Source organism: Pseudomonas sp. IzPS59, assembly GCF_014863505.1.
Classification (GTDB): Bacteria; Pseudomonadota; Gammaproteobacteria; order Pseudomonadales; family Pseudomonadaceae; genus Aquipseudomonas; species Aquipseudomonas kribbensis.
Window position 1 is genome coordinate 969,109 of sequence record NZ_CP062251.1, and the last position, 21,403, is coordinate 990,511.

The 21,403-nt window shown below is 60.0% G+C and carries 14 protein-coding genes; 10 read left to right on the top strand and 4 right to left on the bottom strand.

Features of this window, described 5'->3' with window-relative positions:
- Positions 1 to 807 precede the first annotated feature (807 nt).
- Complete coding sequence (locus tag IF189_RS29095) at positions 808 to 1,512, top strand: methyl-accepting chemotaxis protein (protein ID WP_408986728.1); 705 nt, start codon at positions 808 to 810, stop codon at positions 1,510 to 1,512.
- A 153-nt stretch (positions 1,513 to 1,665) separates the two neighbouring features.
- Positions 1,666 to 2,055 carry a hypothetical protein gene (locus tag IF189_RS04200; RefSeq protein WP_192552881.1) on the top strand — a complete coding sequence of 130 codons (390 nt, stop codon included), beginning with the start codon at positions 1,666 to 1,668 and terminating at the stop codon, positions 2,053 to 2,055.
- Here IF189_RS04200 and IF189_RS04205 read toward each other — a convergent pair whose 3' ends face one another.
- A complete protein-coding gene (locus IF189_RS04205; protein WP_192552882.1) occupies positions 2,056 to 2,832 on the bottom strand; it encodes a TatD family hydrolase in 777 nt (258 codons plus the stop codon).
- A gap of 3 nt (positions 2,833 to 2,835) precedes the next feature.
- Positions 2,836 to 3,831 (bottom strand): catabolite repressor/activator, encoded by a 996-nt coding sequence (cra, locus tag IF189_RS04210; protein WP_114881387.1) that lies wholly within the window; start codon positions 3,829 to 3,831, stop codon positions 2,836 to 2,838.
- A gap of 306 nt (positions 3,832 to 4,137) precedes the next feature.
- On the opposite strand from cra, the gene ptsP reads away from it, so the two are divergent.
- From ptsP to IF189_RS04230, 4 genes are read left to right on the top strand one after another with little or no spacing between them, the layout of a single operon-like run.
- Entirely contained in the window at positions 4,138 to 6,999 is a 2,862-nt protein-coding gene (gene ptsP / locus IF189_RS04215; protein WP_192552883.1) for a phosphoenolpyruvate--protein phosphotransferase, read from the top strand.
- A complete protein-coding gene (gene pfkB / locus IF189_RS04220) occupies positions 6,999 to 7,940 on the top strand; it encodes a 1-phosphofructokinase (protein ID WP_192552884.1) in 942 nt (313 codons plus the stop codon). The genes ptsP and pfkB overlap by 1 nt, the downstream gene beginning before the upstream one ends.
- 11 nt (positions 7,941 to 7,951) lie before the next feature.
- Positions 7,952 to 9,685, top strand: coding sequence for a PTS fructose-like transporter subunit IIB (locus tag IF189_RS04225; protein ID WP_134825466.1), 1,734 nt, complete (start codon positions 7,952 to 7,954; stop codon positions 9,683 to 9,685).
- A 59-nt stretch (positions 9,686 to 9,744) separates the two neighbouring features.
- Complete coding sequence (locus IF189_RS04230) at positions 9,745 to 11,286, top strand: alkaline phosphatase D family protein (RefSeq protein ID WP_192552885.1); 1,542 nt, start codon at positions 9,745 to 9,747, stop codon at positions 11,284 to 11,286.
- A 51-nt stretch (positions 11,287 to 11,337) separates the two neighbouring features.
- On the opposite strand, the gene IF189_RS04235 is transcribed toward IF189_RS04230, so the two are convergent.
- Together IF189_RS04235 and IF189_RS04240 are read right to left on the bottom strand one after the other, a co-directional pair.
- A complete protein-coding gene (locus IF189_RS04235; protein WP_192552886.1) occupies positions 11,338 to 13,866 on the bottom strand; it encodes a PepSY domain-containing protein in 2,529 nt (842 codons plus the stop codon).
- A 132-nt stretch (positions 13,867 to 13,998) separates the two neighbouring features.
- On the bottom strand, positions 13,999 to 16,317 hold the full coding sequence (locus IF189_RS04240) for a TonB-dependent receptor (RefSeq protein ID WP_192552887.1): 2,319 nt from the start codon (positions 16,315 to 16,317) through the stop codon (positions 13,999 to 14,001).
- Between the two features lie 207 nt (positions 16,318 to 16,524).
- Here IF189_RS04240 and IF189_RS04245 point away from each other — a divergent pair, with 207 nt between their 5' ends.
- The 4 genes from IF189_RS04245 (at position 16,525) to IF189_RS04260 (ending at position 21,363) form a co-directional block, all read left to right on the top strand.
- A complete protein-coding gene (locus IF189_RS04245; protein WP_085729567.1) occupies positions 16,525 to 17,205 on the top strand; it encodes a Fe2+-dependent dioxygenase in 681 nt (226 codons plus the stop codon).
- Positions 17,206 to 17,961 carry a tetratricopeptide repeat protein gene (locus IF189_RS04250; protein ID WP_192552888.1) on the top strand — a complete coding sequence of 252 codons (756 nt, stop codon included), beginning with the start codon at positions 17,206 to 17,208 and terminating at the stop codon, positions 17,959 to 17,961.
- 242 nt (positions 17,962 to 18,203) lie between these two features.
- Positions 18,204 to 20,438 carry an alpha-xenorhabdolysin family binary toxin subunit A gene (locus tag IF189_RS04255; RefSeq protein WP_134825470.1) on the top strand — a complete coding sequence of 745 codons (2,235 nt, stop codon included), beginning with the start codon at positions 18,204 to 18,206 and terminating at the stop codon, positions 20,436 to 20,438.
- A gap of 13 nt (positions 20,439 to 20,451) precedes the next feature.
- Positions 20,452 to 21,363 (top strand): hypothetical protein, encoded by a 912-nt coding sequence (locus IF189_RS04260; protein ID WP_134825471.1) that lies wholly within the window; start codon positions 20,452 to 20,454, stop codon positions 21,361 to 21,363.
- Positions 21,364 to 21,403: the final 40 nt, after the last annotated feature.

Below are 21,403 nucleotides of genomic sequence, written 5' to 3' on the forward strand. Positions count from 1 at the left end.
ACCCAGAGCGATATCCGCCAACTCAGCGAACTGGTCACCGCGATCACGCCAGCCATCACCCAGACCCTTGGCGAAGGCCGGGCCATGGGCTCTTTTTCGTTGGGGCAGGGTTTTCTCAACAGTTCCTCCAGCACCCGCTTCGATGAACTGCTGGCGCAGATCGAAAAGCTTCAGGGCGAGTACGGGCTGAAACTGCAGGACGCGCTGGGCTCAAGCAAGGCCGCACGAGATTCGCTGAGTGCTGCCGCCGACGCCAGCAAGGCCTCGCTGAAGCAGGCCAGCGAAATCTTCGAAGAGCAAGTGGTGGTCGCCGAGACCCTCGATGCGCCGTGGCAGGCTTTTTACGATCAGGTCACCGGGCTGATGGACCGCACGTATCAGCTCAACGAAGCCACCCTGAAATTCCTCGACACCCAATTACAACAGCGCCTGACACAGAATCGCACGCACATGGTGTTGCAGGCCGTGGCGCTGTCGGTGGTGTTCGTACTGATTTTCTATCTTTACGGCGGCTTCTACGCCTCGACCCGCAATACGCTAAAACGCCTTGGCGCGATGATGGACAAAGTCGCGGCCGGGGACATGACGGTCAACTTCGTGGCCCATAGCCGCGATGAACTGGGTGAGCTGGGCGAGGTGTTCAATGGCACGGTGCGCAAGATCCACGACCTGATAGAGCGGGTCGGTCATACGGTCGGCGAAGTCGAGCGTCAGGCCGGGCAAGTGGAAGATGTCTCGGCGCAGAGCAACCAGGCCGTGGCCGGTCAGCGCAGCCAGATTGAGCAAGTGGCCACGGCCATGAACCAGATGTCGGCGACCTCGCAGGAAGTTGCGCGCAGTGCGGCGGCTGCGGTGAGCAGCGCCCACAGCGTCAACGACGAAACCATCAGCGGACGTGGCCTGGTGGAGTCGCAGCAGGGCAGCATCGCGGCACTGGCCAGTGAGATCGATCAGTCGGTACGGGTGATCAATCAGTTGGCCAGCGACAGTCAGTCGATCAGCAGCGTGCTGGAGGTGATCAAGAGCATTGCCGAGCAGACCAATCTGCTGGCGCTCAACGCGGCGATCGAGGCGGCTCGGGCCGGTGAGCAGGGCAGGGGTTTTGCGGTGGTGGCGGATGAAGTGCGGACACTGGCCAAACGCACCCAGCAATCGACCGAAGAAATCGAGCAGATGATCGCCAAACTCCACGGCGGGGTCGGTGCAGCGGTGAAAGCCATGGGAGTCAGTCACTCGATGGCCAGCGGCACCGTCGGGCAGTCGGAAAAGGTCCAGCAGGCGCTGGAAAACATCCTCGGTGCGGTAGGCATGATCGTCGATCAGAACCAGCAGATCGCCGCTGCCGTGGAGCAGCAGACCGCTGTCGCCCATGACATTGACCAGAACATCGTCGAGATCAACCGTGCCGGCGAGCGCACGGCCGAAGGTGCCTGTCAGACCGAAAACGCCAGTCGGGCCCTGTCGGCGCAGGTGGTTGAGTTGAAGCAGTTGATCAGCGCCTTCCGGGTTTGAGCAGCCTGCCTCTCCGGAGGCAGGTATGTCGGAATAATTTGTAGTACTTCTTTGCTTACGTTTGTACGCAATTTCCTGATTTCCTCCGTGCTCTGATTTTTCGTCTTCAATGGATCAAGATCACAACAACTGACCGTTTGGAGGAGGCCACACATGTCTGTTGCAACCCTGGGAGTCCAGGGCCGCTGTGCCCATTGCCAGACCACGCTGCTGCTCAAACCCTGGCAACTGAATGCCATCGCGATCAATGAACCCTTTACCTGCGCTCACTGCCAGAAAACCCTGGAGCTGCGCTGCCCGAAACAGATCAGACGCTTCAAATCCCTGGATTCGCTGGGCTGGTTGCGCTTCAGTGCATCGTTGACGGTATGCACCGCGTTGCTGGTGGCGCTGGTGATGGAGTGGATCGGGCTGCTTAACGTGACGGAGCAGTTGAATGCTTCATTGATCGTGGTTTTCGTGTACTTCGCGCTGATGCGTTTTGTTCACCACCGTCAGCACATGACCCTGACGCTCGATGCAGTGAAGGCCCACGTCGACTGACTACCAGCCGAACACTTCGCAGCAGTTGGCGGTGCTGGCCTCGGCAAGTTGTTCTGCACTGATATTCATCAATCCCGCCAGCGCGTTGCAGATTGCCGGAAGATGCGCCGGAGTATTGCGCACGCCGGGGTACATGGCGGGCGCCATGTCCGGTGAGTCGGTTTCCAGCACCACCGAGCCCAGCGGTAAATCCGCCAGTACACGATGCATGCGCAACGCCTGGGGCCAGGTCGGCGCGCCGCCGAGACCCAGTTTGAAACCGAGTTTGATGTATTCCCGCGCTTCTTCACGGCTGCCGGCAAAGGCATGGATGATGCCCCCGCGCTTGAGCCTGAAGCGCTTGAGCGTGGCAATCACCGCCGCGTGGCTGCGCCGCACATGAATCAACGCCGGTAACTCGAAATCCGCTGCCAGTTGCAGTTGCGCGTCGAACAGCGCCTGCTGGCGTTCGCGGTCGAGGGTTTCGATGAAGTAATCCAGTCCGATTTCGCCGACGGCGCAAAGTTGTCGATGACCGTGCAGCCGTGTCAGCCAGTCGCCCAGGGCAAGCAAGTCTTCCGGACGATGCTGATCGAGATAAACCGGGTGCAGGCCGAACGCCGCGTACAGCTCGAGATCGCTTTGCACCAGATCCCACACCCGCTGCCAGTTCCCCTCGTAGACCCCGAGCACCACCATTCGCCGCACCCCGAGGGCGCGGCTTTCGGTCAGCAGCGCCGCGCGGTCGGCGTCGAAGTCGGGGAAGTCCAGATGGGTGTGGCTGTCGATCAGCTCCACGGCTCAGTCCCGGTGAATACGCTGCTTGAAGGTACGGGCGATGGCCTGCACGCCAGGCTGGTAATCCGATTGCTCGACTGCCGCCAGCGCCAGTTCCAGCGCCTTGTCGGCGATCAACTGGTGCTGCTGGGCCATGGCGTTGACCGGCAGCGGCAGGAAGTCCAGCAACTGGGTGTCGCCAAATGTGCCGAGACGCAGCGGGCGGTTTTTCAGCGGGAAGTCATGCAGCGCATCGAACACGCCCTGCAGCAGTACGTAGGACGTGGTCACCAGCGCATCCGGCAAATGCCCGAGGCGTTGCAGGAGTTCTTCCATCAATTGCTTGCCGCACTCGCGGCTGAAGGACTCGGCGTGCTCGACCAGCACTTCGCCCTTGAAGCCGGCGAGGGCCTGTTTGAACCCTGCGGCACGTTCCTGGCTGATGCTCAGTTCCGGGCGGGCGCCCAGCAGCACGATCTGTTTCGGCTGCGGGTCGAGCAGGCTTTCGGTCAGGTGCAGGCTGGCCTCGCGGTCGTCGCTGACCACCGAGCAGAAGTGCTCCGGATCCATCACCCGGTCGATGGCGATGACCGGCAAGCCCTTGGCCTGCAACTGGCGGTAGCTGTCGTCACCGGCCGGCAGGCAACTGGCGACGATCAACGCATCGCAGCGTCGGGCGCGGAACAGTTGCAGCAGTTGCCGTTCGCTGTCCGGCGCATCGTCGGAGCTGGCGATCAGCAACTGATAGCCGCGCGCCCGGGCACCTTGTTCCAGCAACTTGGCGATCCGCGCGTAGCTGGGGTTTTCCAGATCCGGCAGGATAAAACCCAGGGTCCGGGTATGCCGACTGCGCAGCCCGGCCGCCTGTGGATTGGGAGTAAAGCCGTGCTGATCGACCACCGCCCGCACCCGCTCGACGGTCGCGGTGCTGATGCGTTGCTGTTCGGCCTTGCCGTTGATGACGTAGCTGGCGGTGGTCACGGACACTCCGGCCAACCGCGCGATATCACTGAGTTTCAACCCGGGATTTCCTTGTTTTTTCGAGCTTGCCGCCACATTTTCGCCAATCCTACCCGATTCAGGCAGGCGACCATTGTCGCAGCGCATCCGACAAGTTGGACTTCAAGGATGAGACATTATCGAGTAACGTGCCGATCAATCTAGATTAAACGTTTCAGCAAGCGTATTTTCTACGTTTTAGACGCCTTTGGCCGGTTCTGCCGTGAAACCGCCAAAACTGCCTCCTGAAAGGGAAGCCTACAAGCGCCTAAGCTGCAACCATTCAAAACAATACCTGGCGCACCAACGCGTCAAAAAGGAGATCGCATGCTCGAGCTCACTGTAGAGCAGATATCCATGGGCCAATCGGCTGTGGATAAACCCGCCGCCCTGCAATTGCTGGCCAATCATCTGGTCGCTGATGGTCTGGTCGCCGACGGTTACCTGGCCGGGTTGCAGGCGCGGGAAGCCCAGGGCTCGACCTTTCTCGGTCAGGGGATTGCGATCCCCCATGGCACGCCCGAAACCCGGGATCAGGTATTTGCCACCGGCGTGCGGCTGATGCAGTTTCCCGACGGCGTGGACTGGGGCGACGGCCAGATCGTCTACCTGGCCATCGGCATCGCGGCCAAATCCGACGAACACCTGCGCCTGCTGCAATTGCTGACCCGCGCTCTCGGCGAGACCGATCTGGGCCAGGCCTTGCGCCGCGCCAGTTCGCCCGAAGCGCTGCTGAAACTGCTGCAGGGCGCGCCGCAGGAACTGGCTCTGGATGCGCAGATGATCGGCCTCGGCGTATCTGCCGACGATTTCGAAGAGCTGGTCTGGCGCGGTGCACGTCTGCTGCGTCAGGCCGATTGCGTAAGCAACGGTTTTGCCGGGGTGTTGCAGCAAGTCGAAGCACTGCCGCTGGGCGATGGCCTGTGGTGGCTGCACAGCGAGCAGACCGTGAAGCGTCCGGGCCTGGCGTTCGTTACCCCCGACAAACCGATGCGTTACCTCGGTCAGCCCCTCAGCGGTCTGTTTTGCCTGGCCAGCCTCGGTGAAGCGCATCAAGCGTTGCTCGAGCGTTTGTGCGCGCTGCTGATCGAAGGTCGCGGCCATGAACTGGGCCGCGCCACCAGCAGCCGCAAAGTCCTCGAAGTGCTCGGCGGCGAGTTGCCTGCCGACTGGCCGAGTGCGCGGGTTGCGTTGGCCAACGCCCATGGCTTGCATGCGCGGCCGGCGAAGATCCTCGCGCAGCTGGCGAAAAGTTTTGACGGCGAAATCCGTGTCCGCATCGTCGACGGTCAGGAGAGTGCCGTATCGGTGAAGAGCCTGAGCAAATTGCTGAGCCTCGGCGCCCGTCGCGGTCAGGTACTGGAAATCATCGCCGAACCGAGCATCGCTGCCGATGCCTTGCCGGCCTTGCTGGCGGCCATCGAAGAAGGCCTCGGCGAAGAAGTCGAACCGCTGCCGGCGGTGAGTCAGCAGCGCGAAGTCATTGCCGACATCGCCGAAGTCCTGAGCGCCCCGGCCTCCGGCAGCCTGCTGCAAGCGATTCCCGCCGCCCCCGGCATTGCCATCGGCCCGGCACACATTCAGGTCCAGCAAACCATCGATTACCCGTTGCGTGGCGAGTCTGCCGCCATCGAGCGCGAGCGTCTGAAAAACGCGCTGGCCGACGTGCGTCAGGACATTCAAGGCCTGATCGAACGTAGCAAAGCCAAGGCGATCCGCGAGATTTTCATCACCCATCAGGAAATGCTCGACGACCCGGAGCTCACCGATGAAGTCGACACCCGCCTCAAGCAAGGCGAGAGCGCCGAGGCAGCGTGGATGGCCGTGATCGAGGCCGCCGCGAAGCAGCAGGAATCCCTGCAGGACGCTTTGCTCGCCGAGCGTGCTGCCGATCTGCGTGATATCGGGCGTCGGGTGCTGGCGCAACTGTGTGGCGTGCAGACGCCTGCCGAGCCTGAGCAACCGTACATTCTGGTGATGGATGAGGTCGGTCCGTCCGATGTGGCGCGGCTGGATCCCGCGCGGGTGGCTGGGATTCTCACCGCCCGTGGTGGCGCCACCGCTCACAGCGCCATCGTGGCTCGCGCCCTGGGCATTCCGGCATTGGTCGGTGCGGGCGCAGCGGTGTTGCTGCTGAAACCGGGCACGCCGTTGCTGCTCGACGGCCAGCGCGGTCGTCTGCATGTCGATGCCGATGCCGCGACCCTGCAACGCGCCGCCGAAGAACGCGACACCCGTGAACAACGTCTGAAAGCCGCCGCCGAACAACGTCATCAACCGGCGCACACCACAGACGGCCACGCCGTGGAAGTGTTCGCCAACATCGGCGAAAGCGCTGGCGTCATCAGCGCGGTGGAGCAGGGTGCCGAAGGCATCGGTCTGTTGCGCACCGAACTGATTTTCATGGCCCACCCGCAGGCGCCGGACGAGGCGACTCAGGAAGCCGAATACCGCCGCGTCCTCGACGGCCTCGCCGGTCGACCGCTGGTGGTGCGCACCCTCGACGTCGGCGGCGACAAACCGCTGCCGTATTGGCCGATTGCCAAGGAGGAAAATCCGTTCCTCGGTGTGCGCGGGATTCGCCTGACCCTGCAGCGTCCGCAGATCATGGAAGCGCAGTTGCGCGCCTTACTGCGTTCGGCGGACAACCGTCCGCTGCGGATCATGTTCCCGATGGTCGGCAGCGTCGACGAATGGCGTCAGGCCCGCGACATGACCGAGCGTCTGCGCCTGGAAATCCCGGTCGCCGACCTGCAACTGGGGATCATGATCGAAGTGCCGTCCGCCGCGTTGCTGGCGCCGGTGCTGGCCAAAGAGGTGGACTTCTTCAGCGTCGGCACCAACGACCTGACCCAATACACCCTGGCCATCGACCGTGGTCACCCGACCCTGTCCGCCCAGGCTGACGGCCTGCACCCGGCGGTGCTGCAACTGATCGACATCACTGTGCGCGCGGCCCATGCCCACGGCAAATGGGTCGGTGTGTGCGGCGAGCTGGCGGCAGACCCGCTGGCGGTGCCGGTGCTGGTCGGCCTCGGTGTGGATGAATTGAGCGTCTCCGGACGCAGCATCGCCGAGGTCAAGGCGCGCATCCGCGAACTCAGCCTGACCCAGACGCAAATCCTTGCTCAACATGCCCTGGCCGTGGGCAGCGCCAACGAAGTGCGCGCATTAGTGGAGGCCCTGTAATGGCCAAGATTCTCACCCTGACCCTCAACCCGGCGCTGGACCTCACGGTGCAGTTGCCGCGTCTGGAACCCGGTCAGGTCAATCGCAGCGACGAGATGCACACCCATGCCGCCGGTAAAGGCGTGAACGTTGCTCAAGTGCTGGCCGACCTCGGTCATCAGCTGACGGTCAGCGGCTTTCTCGGCGAAGACAATCTGCAGGCGTTCGAAACCCTGTTCGCCAAGCGTGGTTTCACGGATGCCTTTATCCGTGTGCCCGGTGAGACCCGCAGCAATATCAAGGTCGCGGAACAGGACGGACGAATCACCGACATCAACGGTCCGGGGCCGGTAGTGGGCGTGGTGGCGCAACAGGCGTTGCTGGATCGACTGGTGCAGATCGCGCCGGGGCATGATGCGGTGGTGGTGGCCGGCAGTCTGCCGCGCGGGGTCAGTGCGAAGTGGTTGCGCGAGTTGATCGAACGCCTGAAGGAACTGGGTCTGAAAGTCGCGCTGGACACCAGCGGCGAAGCGTTGCGCACTGCACTGAAGGCCGGCCCGTGGCTGATCAAACCGAACACCGAAGAGCTGGCCGACGCACTGGGCTGTGAGGTGCTGTCCCACGTCGCAGAGGCAGAAGCGGCCAGTCGCTTGCACGCTCAGGGCATCGAGCACGTGGTGATCTCTCACGGTGCAGAAGGTGTGAACTGGTTCAGCGTCGGCTCGGCGCTGCATGCTACGCCACCGAAGGTCAGCGTCGCCAGCACGGTCGGTGCCGGCGATTCGTTGCTGGCCGGCATGCTCCACGGTCTGCTCAGCGCCGATACGCCGGAACAGACCCTGCGCACGGCCACGGCGATTGCGGCGCAGGCGGTGACCCAGATCGGTTTCGGTATTCACGATGCTGCGCAACTGACGCAGCTCGAACAGGGCGTGCGCGTGCGTCCCCTGACAGAACAATAAGAGGGTTTGTCATGAAGTTAGCCATTGTCACGGCCTGCCCGAACGGCATGGTCACCAGTGTGCTGTGTGCCCGGCTGCTGGATGCCGCGGCCCAGCGTCAGGGCTGGAGCACCAGCGTCGAAGTGGTGGATGCGGCGCATCCTGAACGCGCGTTGTCGGCGGCCACCATCGAGGCGGCGGAGTGGGTGTTGCTGGTGGCCACCGGCGACATCGACATGACGCGTTTCATCGGCAAGCGCGTATTCCGCATCGCGCCGGCGCAAGCGCTGCAGGATGTCGAAGCAGTGCTGCGCCGTGGTGCCGAAGAAGCCGAAATCCATGTCGCCAGCGAAGCTGTCCCGATTGCCGTCGAGCAGCACGTGCCGCGCATTGTCGCCGTCACTGCATGCCCGACCGGCGTCGCCCACACCTTCATGGCAGCCGAAGCGTTGCAGCAAACCGCCAAGCGTCTGGGCTATGAGTTTCAAGTGGAAACCCAGGGTTCGGTGGGAGCGAAAAATCCCCTGAGTGCGACGGCGATTGCCGAGGCCGACGTGGTGCTGCTGGCAGCCGATATCGAAGTCGCCACCGAGCGTTTCGCCGGCAAGAAAATCTACCGCTGCGGCACCGGGATCGCGTTGAAGCAATCCGAAGCCACGCTGAAAAAAGCCCTGGCCGAAGGCAAGCAGGAAAGCGCGGCGAGCGACGGCAAGGCCCCGGCCAAACAAGAGAAAACCGGCGTCTACAAACACCTGCTGACCGGTGTCTCGTTCATGCTGCCGATGGTGGTGGCAGGCGGTCTGATGATCGCCTTGTCGTTCGTGTTCGGCATCACCGCGTTCAAGGAAGAAGGTACGCTGGCGGCGGCGCTGATGCAGATCGGGGGCGAGACCGCGTTCAAATTGATGGTGCCGTTGCTGGCCGGTTACATCGCCTACTCGATTGCCGACCGTCCGGGTCTGGCGCCGGGGATGATCGGCGGTTTGCTGGCGAGCACCCTGGGCGCCGGGTTCATCGGCGGGATCGTCGCCGGTTTCATCGCCGGTTATGCGGCGAAGCTGATCAGTCGTTATGTGGCATTGCCGCAAAGTCTGGAAGCGCTGAAGCCGATTCTGATCATCCCGCTGTTCGCCAGCCTGATCACCGGGCTGGTGATGATTTACGTGGTCGGCAAACCGGTGGCCGGGATGCTCGCGGCGCTCACGCACTTCCTCGACAGCATGGGCACCACCAACGCGATCCTGCTCGGTGTGCTGCTGGGCGGCATGATGTGCGTCGACCTCGGCGGGCCGATCAACAAGGCTGCGTATGCGTTCTCGGTGGGGCTGCTGGCCTCGCAGAGTTACGCACCGATGGCCGCGACCATGGCCGCCGGCATGGTGCCGCCGATCGGTCTTGGTATCGCCACCTTCATCGCCCGGCGCAAGTTTGCCCAGACCGAGCGCGAAGCCGGTAAAGCGGCGCTGGTGCTGGGTTTGTGCTTCATCTCCGAAGGGGCGATTCCGTTTGCTGCGAAAGACCCGTTGCGGGTGATCCCGGCAAGCATTGCCGGCGGCGCGCTCACTGGCGCGCTGTCGATGTACTTCGGCTGCAAGCTGATGGCGCCCCACGGTGGCCTGTTTGTGCTGGCGATTCCGAACGCGATCAACCATGCGCTGCTGTACCTGCTGGCCATCGTCGCGGGCAGTTTGTTGACGGCGGTGGTGTATGCGCTGGTCAAGCGTCCTGAAGCGGTCGAGCTGGCGCTGGAGCCGGCCAACGCCTGAGGTGTCACACCCGCTTCATCTGGTGATGGTTAAGTTTTCCTTTTTTCAGGGAGAACAGCATGAGCGATTTCAACCTCGGTCGCCGGCGTGTGATGCAAGTGGTCGGCGCCGGTTTGCTGATGCCGGGGCTGGCCCCGGCAGTCATTGCTTCGGTCAAGGATCGACCGCAACTCACCGACGGCGTGCAGTCCGGCGACTTGCAGGGCGACCGGGCGATGATCTGGAGCCGCAGCGATCGCCCGGCGCGGATGGTGGTGGAGTGGGACACCCGCAGTCAGTTCCGCCACCCGCGACGCGTCATCTCCGCGCTGGCCGATGCCCGCAGCGATTTCACCGCCCGCGTCGAACTCACTGGATTGCCCGTCGATCAGGCGATTTTCTACCGCGTGTATTTCAAGGACGCCCAGACCGGCGTCGCCAGTGAGCCGTGGCTCGGCCACCTGCGCAGCGCACCGACGGCGCGACGCAATATCCGATTCGTCTGGAGCGGCGACACGGTCGGCCAGGGCTTCGGCATCAACCCGGACATCGGCGGCATGCGCATCTACGAATCCATGCGTTTGCGCCTGCCGGACTTCTTTATCCACAGCGGCGACACCATCTACGCCGACGGCCCGGTGCCGGCGCAACTGACCACCGAAGGTGGCCGCGTGTGGCGCAACCTCACCACGGAAGCCAAGAGCAAGGTCGCCCAGACCCTCGACGATTATCGCGGCAACTATCGCTACAACCTGATGGATGAAAACATCCGGCGCTTTAACGCCGAAGTGCCGCAGATCTGGCAGTGGGACGACCATGAAGTGGTCAACAACTGGTCGCCGGGCAAACAGCTCGACGAGCGCTATCAGGAAAAAGATATCCACACCCTGGTCGGTCGTGCACGCCAGGCCTGGCTCGAATATTCGCCGATGCGCCGTCAGGCAGCGGACGGTGGCGGGCGGATCTATCGCAAGTTGAGCTACGGGCCGATGCTCGATGTGTTCGTGCTCGACATGCGCAGCTATCGCGGCGCCAATGACAACAATCTCGGGGCGGAAAAACCGTTCCTCGGGCGTGAGCAACTGAACTGGCTCAAGCGCGGATTGAAGGCCTCGAAAGCCCAGTGGAAAGTCATCGCTGCCGACATGCCGATCGGTCTCGGCGTGCCGGACGGTGAAGTCAGCCCCGGCGTGCCGCGTTGGGAAGCGGTGGCCAACGGCGACCCCGGCCCGGCTCAGGGCCGCGAGCTGGAAGTCGCGGAATTGCTCGGGTTCCTGCGTAAACATCAGGTGCGCAATTTTGTGTTCCTGACAGCGGATGTGCATTACTGCGCGGCGCATCACTATCACCCGGAACGCGCGGCGTTCCAGGATTTCGAACCGTTCTGGGAGTTTGTCGCAGGGCCGTTGAACGCCGGGAGCTTCGGTCCCAATCCGCTGGACAAGACCTTCGGCCCGGAAGTGGTGTTTCAGAAAGCCCCGCCGACACAAAACGCCTCGCCGTTTGCCGGATTCCAGTTTTTTGGCGAGGTGAATATCGAGGGGCAGAGCGGGGAGATGAGTGTGGTGTTGCGGGATCTGAACGGTGTGGCGGTGTTTGAGCAGAAGTTGCAACCGGCCTGAGTTCAGCGCAAACAAACTGTGGGAGCTTGCTCCCACAGTTGTCATGTGTGGTCAGTAAACGTCGCGACGATAGCGACCCTGTTCGATCAGGCGTTCGACTTCTTCCGCGCCAAGGATGTCATGCAGTGCCAGGTCGACGCCCGACGCCATCCCTTGCAGGCTGCCGCAGATGTAGATCACGGCACCGTCCGCCAGCCACTTCTTCAGTTCACCAGCCGATTCGCGCAAGCGGTCCTGCACGTAGATCTTCTCGGCCTGATCCCGGGAGAACGCCAGGTCCAGCCGCGTCAGATCACCATTGATCAACCACTCTTCGAGTTCTGCACGACAAAGGAAATCGTGTTCCCGATTGCGCTCGCCGAACAACAGCCATTGGCGCTGCTGGCCGTCGGCAATCCGCGCCTTGAGCAGACTGCGCAAACCGGCAAGGCCGGTGCCGTTACCCAACAGGATCATCGGCACAGGCTGGTTCGGCAGGTGGAACCCGCTGTTACGCCGAACCCGCAGGCTGATGCTGCCGCCCACTGGCGCGTGCTCGGTCAGCCAGCCGGAGCCGATGCCGAGGGTGCCGTCGCTGTGTTGTTCCTGACGCACGATCAGTTCCAGCACGCCGTCGGCGGCAATCGAGGCGATCGAGTATTCGCGCATCGCCAGCGGCACCATCGCATCCACCAGCGCCTGAGCATGCAGGCCCACCAGATGCGCGCGGTGCTCGGGCAACTGACGGGTGGCGAGGGCCACTTCCAGCGATTCCTCCAGGCCATTGACCTTCACGCTGGTTTCGCCACGAATGCCGAGTCCGTCGAGGAAATGTTCGATGGCCCACGGGCAGTTGCGCGGCAGCACTTCCACCAGATCGCCGGCCAGCCAACTGCTGGTATCCGGTGCGGAAAGTCCCAGCAGAAACACCGGTGAACCGCTGCTGTCAGGGTTCATCAACTCACGACGGACCAGCGTCCAGTTGCCGTAGCTCGGTGCTTGCCAGGTATCGACTGGCACCTGGCCGGTGATCAGGCCGAGCTGGGTCTGCCAGTGCCGCAGCGCGTAAGGGTCGCCGCTATCGACTTCCACCGGAGCGAACAGAGTCTTGCCGCCATGTTCGCCCAGCCATTGATGCAGGCGTCGGGCGAAACCGCAGAAGTGCTGATACTGACGGTCGCCGAGACCGAGCACCGAGTAGTGGAGGTTGTCGAGAGCCGAGGCACGGTTCAGCACTTTGCGTTCGAAACCGCGAGCGCTGTCCGGCGCCTCGCCGTCACCGAAGGTGCTGACCACGAACAGTGCGTTGTTTGATTCCTGCAGGTCCTGTTCGCTGACATTCGCCAACGGCTGCACTTTCACCGACAGGCCGGCAGCCTGCAACTGGCCGGCGGTCTGCCACGCCAGTTGTTCGGCAAATCCGCTCTGGCTGGCGAAACCGATCAGCCACGCCGGGCCATCGCCGGCCGGTTGTTCGAGTCCCTGACGGGCATCCTTGATCTGCTTTTTCTTGCGTCGGCGATCCAGGTACAACAGCCAGCCTGTGATGAAGAACAGCGGCATCAGCACCGCCGCGACGGTCACGATGATTCGCCCGACCAGACCGAAATAGCTGCCGACGTGCAGCGCATAAATGCTGGTCAGTAATTGCGCCTTGAAGCTCTTGTCGGCGTAGCGGTCGACCCGTTTGACGACGCCGGTGGCCGGGTCGAGGGTGATCTGGTTCAGCGCGCGCTCGTGAGGCGAGTTGTCGAGCAGATAGAACACGGTGGCCGGTTGGCCAGCCACTGGCGGCATGCGGATGTTGTAGGAGGCGAGGCCAGGACCGGCGGCGCTGTAAATGCTGATCCACATGGCTGCGTAATCGGCAGTCGGCGCCGGACCCTCGGGTGCCGGGCCACGGCCGCCGCGCACGCGCTCGTTTTGCGGTGCATCCGACAGCAATTTCGTCAGGCCTTTGTTGTACCACTCGTAGGACCAGGACAGACCGGTCAGCGCCAGCAACAGGTAAACCAACATGCACCAGGTACCGAACACCGAGTGCAGGTCCCAGTTGAAGCTGCGACCCTTTTTCTTCCAGTCCAGGGTCAGCCACACGCGCCAGCTGTTCCACTGGCGTGGCCAGCGCAGATAGAGGCCGGAGAAGCAGAAGAACAGCAGCATCAGGGTGCAGGCGCCGGTGATGTTGCGGCCGGTATCGCCCATGGCCAGGAACCGGTGCAACTGCAGCATCAGGCCGAAGAAGTCCTGGCCGGTGGCCTCGCCCTTGAACTCGGCGGTATAGGGATCGAAGTAACGCATCTCGCCACGGCGCTCACCTTTCGGCGGGGTGAACCAGACGCGCCCGGCGGTGCCGCTTTCGGTCTCGACCGAGAGCATCGAGACTTTCTTGCCCGAGGCGGCTTCGATCTGCGCCACCAGGTCGGCGGGCGGCAGGACGCCGGCGACCTGTTTCTCCACCTGCAACACGGAGGGGTTGAGGGCTTTCAGGATCTCGTCCTGAAACGAATAGGCAGCGCCGGTGATGCCCATCAGGGCCAGCACCAGCCCGGCAGTGATGCCAAAAAACCAGTGCAACTGGAACAGGGTTTTCTTCAACACGTCGCTAGCCTTGTCCGTTCGAAAGTGGTGTTCACGGCGTGCATTATGCCGTGGGTTATCGAGAAACGTTCTTTATTACGCACAAAAGCCCCGTTCAAGTGAATGAACGGGGCTCGCGACTTCCCTCTTCGATCAGAAGTGGAAGTTGGTGCTCAGCAATGCCGTACGGCCCGCCGCCTGGTTGGCGAAGTGAGTCGAGAAGGCTTTGTCGTAGTAGGTTTCGTTGGTCAGGTTCTGCACGTTCAGCTGCAGGTCGACGTTTTTGCTCAGCTTGTACGCAGCCATCGCGTCGTAACGAACGTAAGAGTCGACCATGGTGGTGTTGGCCACGCTGCCGTACACGTCATCCACGTAGAACGCACCGCCACCGATGGTCAGCTTCGGCGTGACCTGGTAAGTGGTCCACAGGCTGGCGCTGTTTTTCGGCGTGTTAGGCAGTTCGTTGCCGTCGGTGGCACGGTTCAGCGGGCCGCCATCAACCTGTTCGCTGTCCATGTAGGCGTAACCGGCGAACACTTGCCACTTGTCGGTGATCTTGCCGCTGGCAGACAACTCGATACCTTGTACACGAGTCTTGCCGGCGTTTTCGTACGAGGTGGTATCAACCTGGACACGAGCGTTTTCTTTCTCGGTGCGGAAGATGTCGGCGGTCAGCGACAGGCGATCGTTCAGCAGATCCCACTTGGTGCCGATTTCGTAGTTCTTGGTGGTTTCCGGCTCCATGTCGCTCTTGAGCAGGTTGCCGTTGCGATCGGTGGTGCCGCCCAGCGGGTTGCCGTCCATGCCTTCGCCCAGGGTGTTGCCCGGTGGCGTGGCGGAGGTGGCGTAGGACGCATAGATGCTGCCGTTCTCTGCCGGTTTGTAGACGATGCCGAACTGACCGGTGACGAACTCGCTGGTGTCAGCGCCTTTGGCGGTGGTGGTGCCTGCGTTGGTGTAGGTGTGGTAGCCGGTTTCGAAGTGGTCGTAACGCAGGCCCATGTTCACCAGCCATTGCGAGGACAGTTCCAGAGTGTCGAACACATACAGCGCGTAGGTATCGGACTGGGTGTCGGTGCCGGCGTAGTTGCGCGAGATTGCGCCGTTCCACGGATCGTTCGGGTTCGGGTTCGACAGCGAGGTGCAGTTGTAGCCGCTCGACGCGCCGATCATCGACGGGGTGCAGTTGGTGGTCGCGGCGCTGGTGCGCGGCGTGGTGTCGGTGTTGACGTTGTACGAGGATTTGCGGCTTTCCTCACGGGTGTATTCGACACCGGTGGAGAAGCTGTTCTTGAAGCCCGCAACGTAGAAGTTGCCGAACAGGTCAGTCTGGTTGGTGGTGGTCTCGGTGTTGCTCACGCGAGTGTTCGCACGACGCCAGACGCTGCCGTTGTTGACGTTGCCCTTGCTGTCGTCCGGCTGGGTCAGGATGTAATCCTGCATGCTGGTGCCGTGACGCAGGGTGTTCTTGATGGTCAGCGAGTCGCTCAGGTCGTGTTCGATGGCGAAGGTCGCGGTGTCGGTGCGACCCTTGCGGAAGTCGCGGCCGTCCAGACCGTAGAAGTTGCTGTGATCGCCACCCGAGTAAGGTTTGTCCGGGTTGGACTTGGTACGGGCAGCCGAGCCGGCCTTCGGAATGGTGTACGGGATGCCCGAGTCCGGAGTGTCGTTGCTTTCGAGATGGTAGTAGTCGAGGTTGACGCGGGTGTCGGTGCCCAGGCCGAAGGCCAGGGACGGCGCGATGCCCCAACGGTCGTAGTCGACGCTGTCGCGACCGGCGACGTTGCTCTCGTGGCTCATCAGGTTCAGACGGCCGGCAGCGGTATCGCTGAACTGGTAGTTGCCGTCCAGGGTGTAGCGCTGGGTCTGGTCGGAGCCCCAGGTGAAACCACCGTCGAACGAGTTGCCCAGGTGGGCTTTCTTGCTCACCAGGTTGATGCTGCCGCCAGCCGCGCCGCGACCGCCGATGGCGGAGTTCGGGCCCTTGCTGACTTCGATGTTTTCCACGGCGAAAATCTCGCGGCTTTGCGAACCGGTGTCGCGCACGCCGTCGAGGTAGGTGTCGCCCTGTGCATCGAAACCACGGATGAACGGACGGTCGCCCTGCGGGTTGCCCCCTTCACCGGCACCGAAGGTGATGCCTGGCACGGTGCGCAGCGCGTCCTGCATGTTCAGGGCGCCGGTGTCTTTCAGGACTTGTTGCGGAATAACGGTGACCGAGCGCGGCGTGTCAACCAGCGGCGCGGTGTACTTGGGCGAGGAGGCCTTCTCGACCTGGTAGGACGTCGAGTCCTGGGCTTCGCCGGTGATGGCGGTGGCGTCCAGGGCAATGGCATTGCCGGAGGCTTTGCTGTCGGTCTTTTCGGCCGCGAACACCATGTGGCCTGCGGAGCCGGCGGTCAGTGCGACGCCGATGGCAGAGGCGAGCAGACGTGGTGAGCTGACGGGTAATTGTGCGTGTTGACGTGACATTTTTATTCCCCTCCCCAAGGATTTGAGGCGGCGGAATATAGGGTAAACAGGTATTCGTATCAATTGCGAAACATTGTTATTCGCGACGAATTTACATTCTTTACAATTTAACCTTACGGTTTTTGCCGATTCATTCGTCTAGCGGGTTTTACACAGCCAATAAGAATCAATACCATTGCCGCCTCTTTGCCATCAGGTGACTTCGACATGCTGCTGCACATCCCCGCTCTGTTCGAGAAAGACGAAGTGCGGCGCATCCGCGAGGCTCTGGAACAGGCCGACTGGGCCGATGGCAAGATCACCGCCGGCTATCAATCGGCCAAGGCCAAGCACAATTTGCAACTGCCGGAAGGCCACCCACTGGCCAAGGAAATCGGCGCGGCAATGCTTGAACGCCTGTGGAAAAATCCGCTGTTCATGTCCGCTGCGCTGCCGCACAAAGTATTTCCGCCGTTACTCAACTGCTACACGGCGGGCGGCAGTTTCGATTTCCACATCGACAACGCCGTGCGTCAGCCCAAGGGCAGCATCGAGCGGGTGCGCACCGATCTGTCGGCCACGCTGTTCTTCAGCGAACCCGAGGATTACGACGGCGGCGAGCTGGAGATCCAGGACACCTACGGCACCCAGCGCGTGAAACTGCCCGCCGGCGATATGGTGCTGTACCCCGGCACCAGCTTGCACAAGGTCAACGCGGTCACGCGCGGCGCGCGATATGCCTCGTTCTTCTGGACTCAAAGTCTGGTGCGTGAAGACAGTCAGCGCGCGTTACTGTTTGAGATGGACGGTGCGATCCAGCAACTCACCCAGGACATGCCCGATCACCCTTCGCTGATCCGTCTCACCGGCACCTATCACAACCTGCTGCGTCGCTGGGTCGAGGTGTAAGTGGCGGACTTTCGTTTGCGCCGCGAGGAAGTCCTCGACGGCGAACGCCTCACCGCGATGCTTGAAGAAAGTCCGGCCCGCGCGGCCCAGGCAATTCTGCTGGCGGCAGGTGAGGGCGTGCTGGAAGCGCAGGCGCTGCTCGGGCAGATTCTGCTCGATGGCCATGGAATTGCTCAGGATCAGCCGCTGGCATTGCGCTGGTTTGAAATTGCCGCCGGGCAAGGTCATCTGATGGCGCGCAACATGCTCGGCCGTTGTCATGAACACGGATGGGGTTGTGTGGTCAACGCCGAACTCGCTGCGCGCCATTTCCAGACGGCCGCCGACGCGGGACTGGATTGGGCGATGTACAACCTGGCCAATCTGCTCGCAACCGGGCGCGGTGCAGTGGTCGATCATCTTCAGGCAATGGCGTTGTATCAACGTGCCGCTGAACTTGGCCATGCCAAATCGATGAATCTGCTCGGTCGTTATCTGGAAGAAGGGCAAGTGTGTCCGGCAAATCCCACAGCGGCCCGCGAGTGGTATCGATGTTCAGCCAAGGGCGGGGATTTTCGTGGGCAGTTCAGTTATGCGGCAGTTCTGGCCGACGAAGGTCATGTCGATGAGGCACTCGGTTGGCTGCGCAAGGCGCTGACCGAAGGGAATGTAAACTTCCTGCGGACCAGCAGTGAGTCGTTGTCGGACTCGGATCATCCGGAGATACGCAAGATGGCGGACGCCTATCGGCAGCGTTTGCACGAGTTGGCGGTATAACGGATCAGTGTTGCAGTTGGTTTTGTAGCCGAAAGTTGTTTTTTCTGAATGGGGAATGTTTTTCTCTTCTCGGTAAGTTGTTCTTTGCTGAATTGAATTTTAATGATTGGCTGCTTGTGATCTGTTGTTGTGGTGAATTAGTGTTTGTTCGCAAGGTGCTTTGAGTTAGATGGAATTGTAACTTTGGGCATTTGGCATAAAACTTAAATTTCACCAGGTTTCAGAAAGACAAGGAGTCTCTCATGGAATTTCATAACTACAACAAATCGCTTGAAGTTGCTTCAAAGGTACCGTTGATGTTTGTGGATGCATCCCTTGGTCGGGGTGTGTTCGAAGGGGAGGAGGCAGCGCGGGAAACCGGGATACAACTGACCAAGGAACAAATCATCAGTATCATGAAGTATGAGGCGCTGGGATTGTCGCTCCCCGTACAACTTCAGGACGTCATTGCTTATCTTAATTATGGTGCAGGTGATGACGGGGGCGTGGGATTAAAGGCAGAAGACTTTCTTCGCACGTTTGTAACGACGTATGAGCATGCTCAAACGTGGTCGCCGTTGAGGGATAGAATCAAACTGACAGGGGAGCAGTTGAAGATCTTTGCGGGTACGATTCAAAGTATTGGCGGTAACATTTTGGCTGTTTACAATGGCCATCCGGCAGCGGCGTATCTGGATGCGCATAATATTAGCAGCATTGAAGAGTTTCTGAAGTTTAAGGCGCAGTTTCCCGATATTCCAGATATTGAGCTGCCGCCCGATGATATTCCCGATATCAAGTATTACCTTGAGCAGTTGCTTGGCAGGGTAAAAAAATCTCACGGCGATGCCGAGCAGGTGAAAGCAGAACTTAAGATTTTTGGCGATACCCTGCATGGGAAAGTGGTGCCGGAAATTAAGTTGCGATTGAGCTTTATTGAAAAAAATACCTATCAGCAAGATATCAAGTTACTGCAAGCTGAAATTGATGAGCGCGCAGCGAGAATTGATGAGCTCAACGCAGAATACGGCGAACTGGTAAAAAAAGCGGTTCTCGCAGGTGCAACGCTGAACCTTGGCGGACTGATTCTTGGCATCTATTACGGTGTCAATGCTGAAAAGATACGCAAACAGCGGAACGAATTAAGGGTTGAGCAAGCTGCCGCCAATCAGAGGATGGCAAGTAAAAGCCAGACATTGAGCTCCCTGAACAGGGTGCGTGATGATTTTCAGAATCTGAGTTACGTCGCGATCGAGGCCGATCTGGCCACTGAAAACTTAAGGCTGGTGTGGAGCGCGTTGAAGGAATATATCGATGAGTCGTTCTTGTTCATCAGTGATGTGGTTGAGGCGACCAGCTTAAGGCGTTTCATTGGTAATTTACGCAGCGTTATTTCTCCGTGGGAAAAAATTCAAGTCAGCTCTGATGAGCTGATCAAGGTTTTCATGGAGGCAGAAAGGGAATACAGCGGCAGCCGACTGGTTTTTTTGAATGGAATCGAAATGACAATGCAAGCACAAATTTTGGAATCGGATTTCGATATGTCCAGGTTGCGTGAATATGACGCAGTGGTACAAAATTCGAACACTCATGCACAAATGCTGTTCCAGAAATATAACTTTCTGCAAGAGCCGGTTGTATCAATGAATGCTTTGGCACGAGCAATCAGTAATAGTTTGCTTCCTGTTCGCGAAAACGCTCAGTCGAGTCGCATCGGCCTTGACTCGTCGCATCGAAGACTGCAAAGCCTTAAGTTGGATTTACATGATCCGCGTTATGAAGATGAGTATGAGGATATCTGTTTTGATATTGAAAAGGAGCTCGGGGGGGCATCACAGAAGCTGTCTTCTTTGACCGAAGAAACAAGCACGTTGAGAAATGGTTTCAATCAGCGGTTTGACAGAACGCTGGCGAAACAGTGGTTGGTGGCCCAGCAAAAAGATCTAGCGTTTGCCGAGGAGCAAAAAGGGAGTGCCGATGAACGGGTTTCAGTGCTTAAGGAGCAGATGAAATCGATTCGCGAAGCCATCAATGCGATCGAAGAAGCAGGGGTCGAAAAGATTGGTGAAGAAGCGCAACTCACGCTTGAAAAGTTAAAGGCGCTGGGTCTGGCTCCGCCGCAGATTCAAATTGCAATGCTTGCTCTGGAAACACTGAAAAAGCTGGTTGAGGGTATTGGTCACGCCATTTCTTACCTCAATATGCTGGCGGCTTATAAAACGCTTGAGGCGCGGGCGGCCGATTACAAGCGACAGGCTGACGGTTATGCCATAGATGTCGAGATCGCGAAAGGCAAGATTGATCTGATTAGCACGCTGGAAGCGCTGGACGATGGGCGTCTGGACTTTGTTAATGAGTTTAACAAGTTGCTCGCCGACACTGAAAAGTTCAACCGAGAGTTCAAGCAGGACAAGACGCAGCCTGTCGAGGATCGTCTGGATGTCGCGATTACCCGAATCGTAGAAATTGTCGACTACCTGAATCTGATTCAACGCTGAGGGGGAGAAGAGGGTGGCTCCTGTGGTCGCCCTCTTCGATATGAAAATGCAAATAGCCGATTATGAGTTTTCCCCCGAGCAACGGCGTGTTCAGGATCGTTACGAGCGTCTTCTCGCCGTTCTCTTTCCAACCTACGACAAGATACCGATTGTATTGGAGCGTTGTGGCAACAGTGGTCACCAGCGTGCAACGCTCCCTTACGATTCGCGTTTAAACAAGGTTTCAGCCAATCGGAATTTTTTGAACATCTGTTGGGAGCGCTGTAACAGCATAAGGACGCGATACGCCACGATCTGCGAGGATCTGATTGTTTTTGCCCGTGAGGCTTCGGACATCAGCGATCGTATGTCCCCGTCCATGCCCATCGATCAAGTAGACGTCGGTCTGTTCAGTTATTCACGCTCTCCGGTCTGGGGTGCAAACCGGCCAGTGAGCGTACGTGGACTGATTCAAGGATTGGGCAGCGAACTTTTTGACGCAAGCGGCTACCTGGACGTTGTGAAATCTATCAACAAAAGTCTGTATGAGGATTTGTTTGCAATTAAGTCCGCTTTCATGGGAGCGCTGGACTACCGATCCTGTGATTGCCATACGCAACCTGTTGTCGTGCAGGAGTTGTTCACTGCGCAGGCGACGATGCCTGAGTGGGATATCGCGTATTCCTCGACGGAACCTTTGATAAGAGCGCGAGAATACAAGGTTGATATCACCGCGTTGTTTGACGGGTTCGCGGCGCTGCGATCTCAGATGGCAGTGTTCCTGGAAGAGATTCTGTTGCACGTCGATGGCGCAATTGACGAGCTTGTTCAAACCCGAAACATGTCAACGATGGGGCGAATGAATTCAAAGCTGGAGCTGGCAGTGCTGGAAGGTGAAGCACTCATGAAAATGATCAACCATCTCGAAGCCTGGCTGCGTAAATAAAAAAAGGCCCATGCAAGCATGGGCCTTTTCAGTTAAAGCG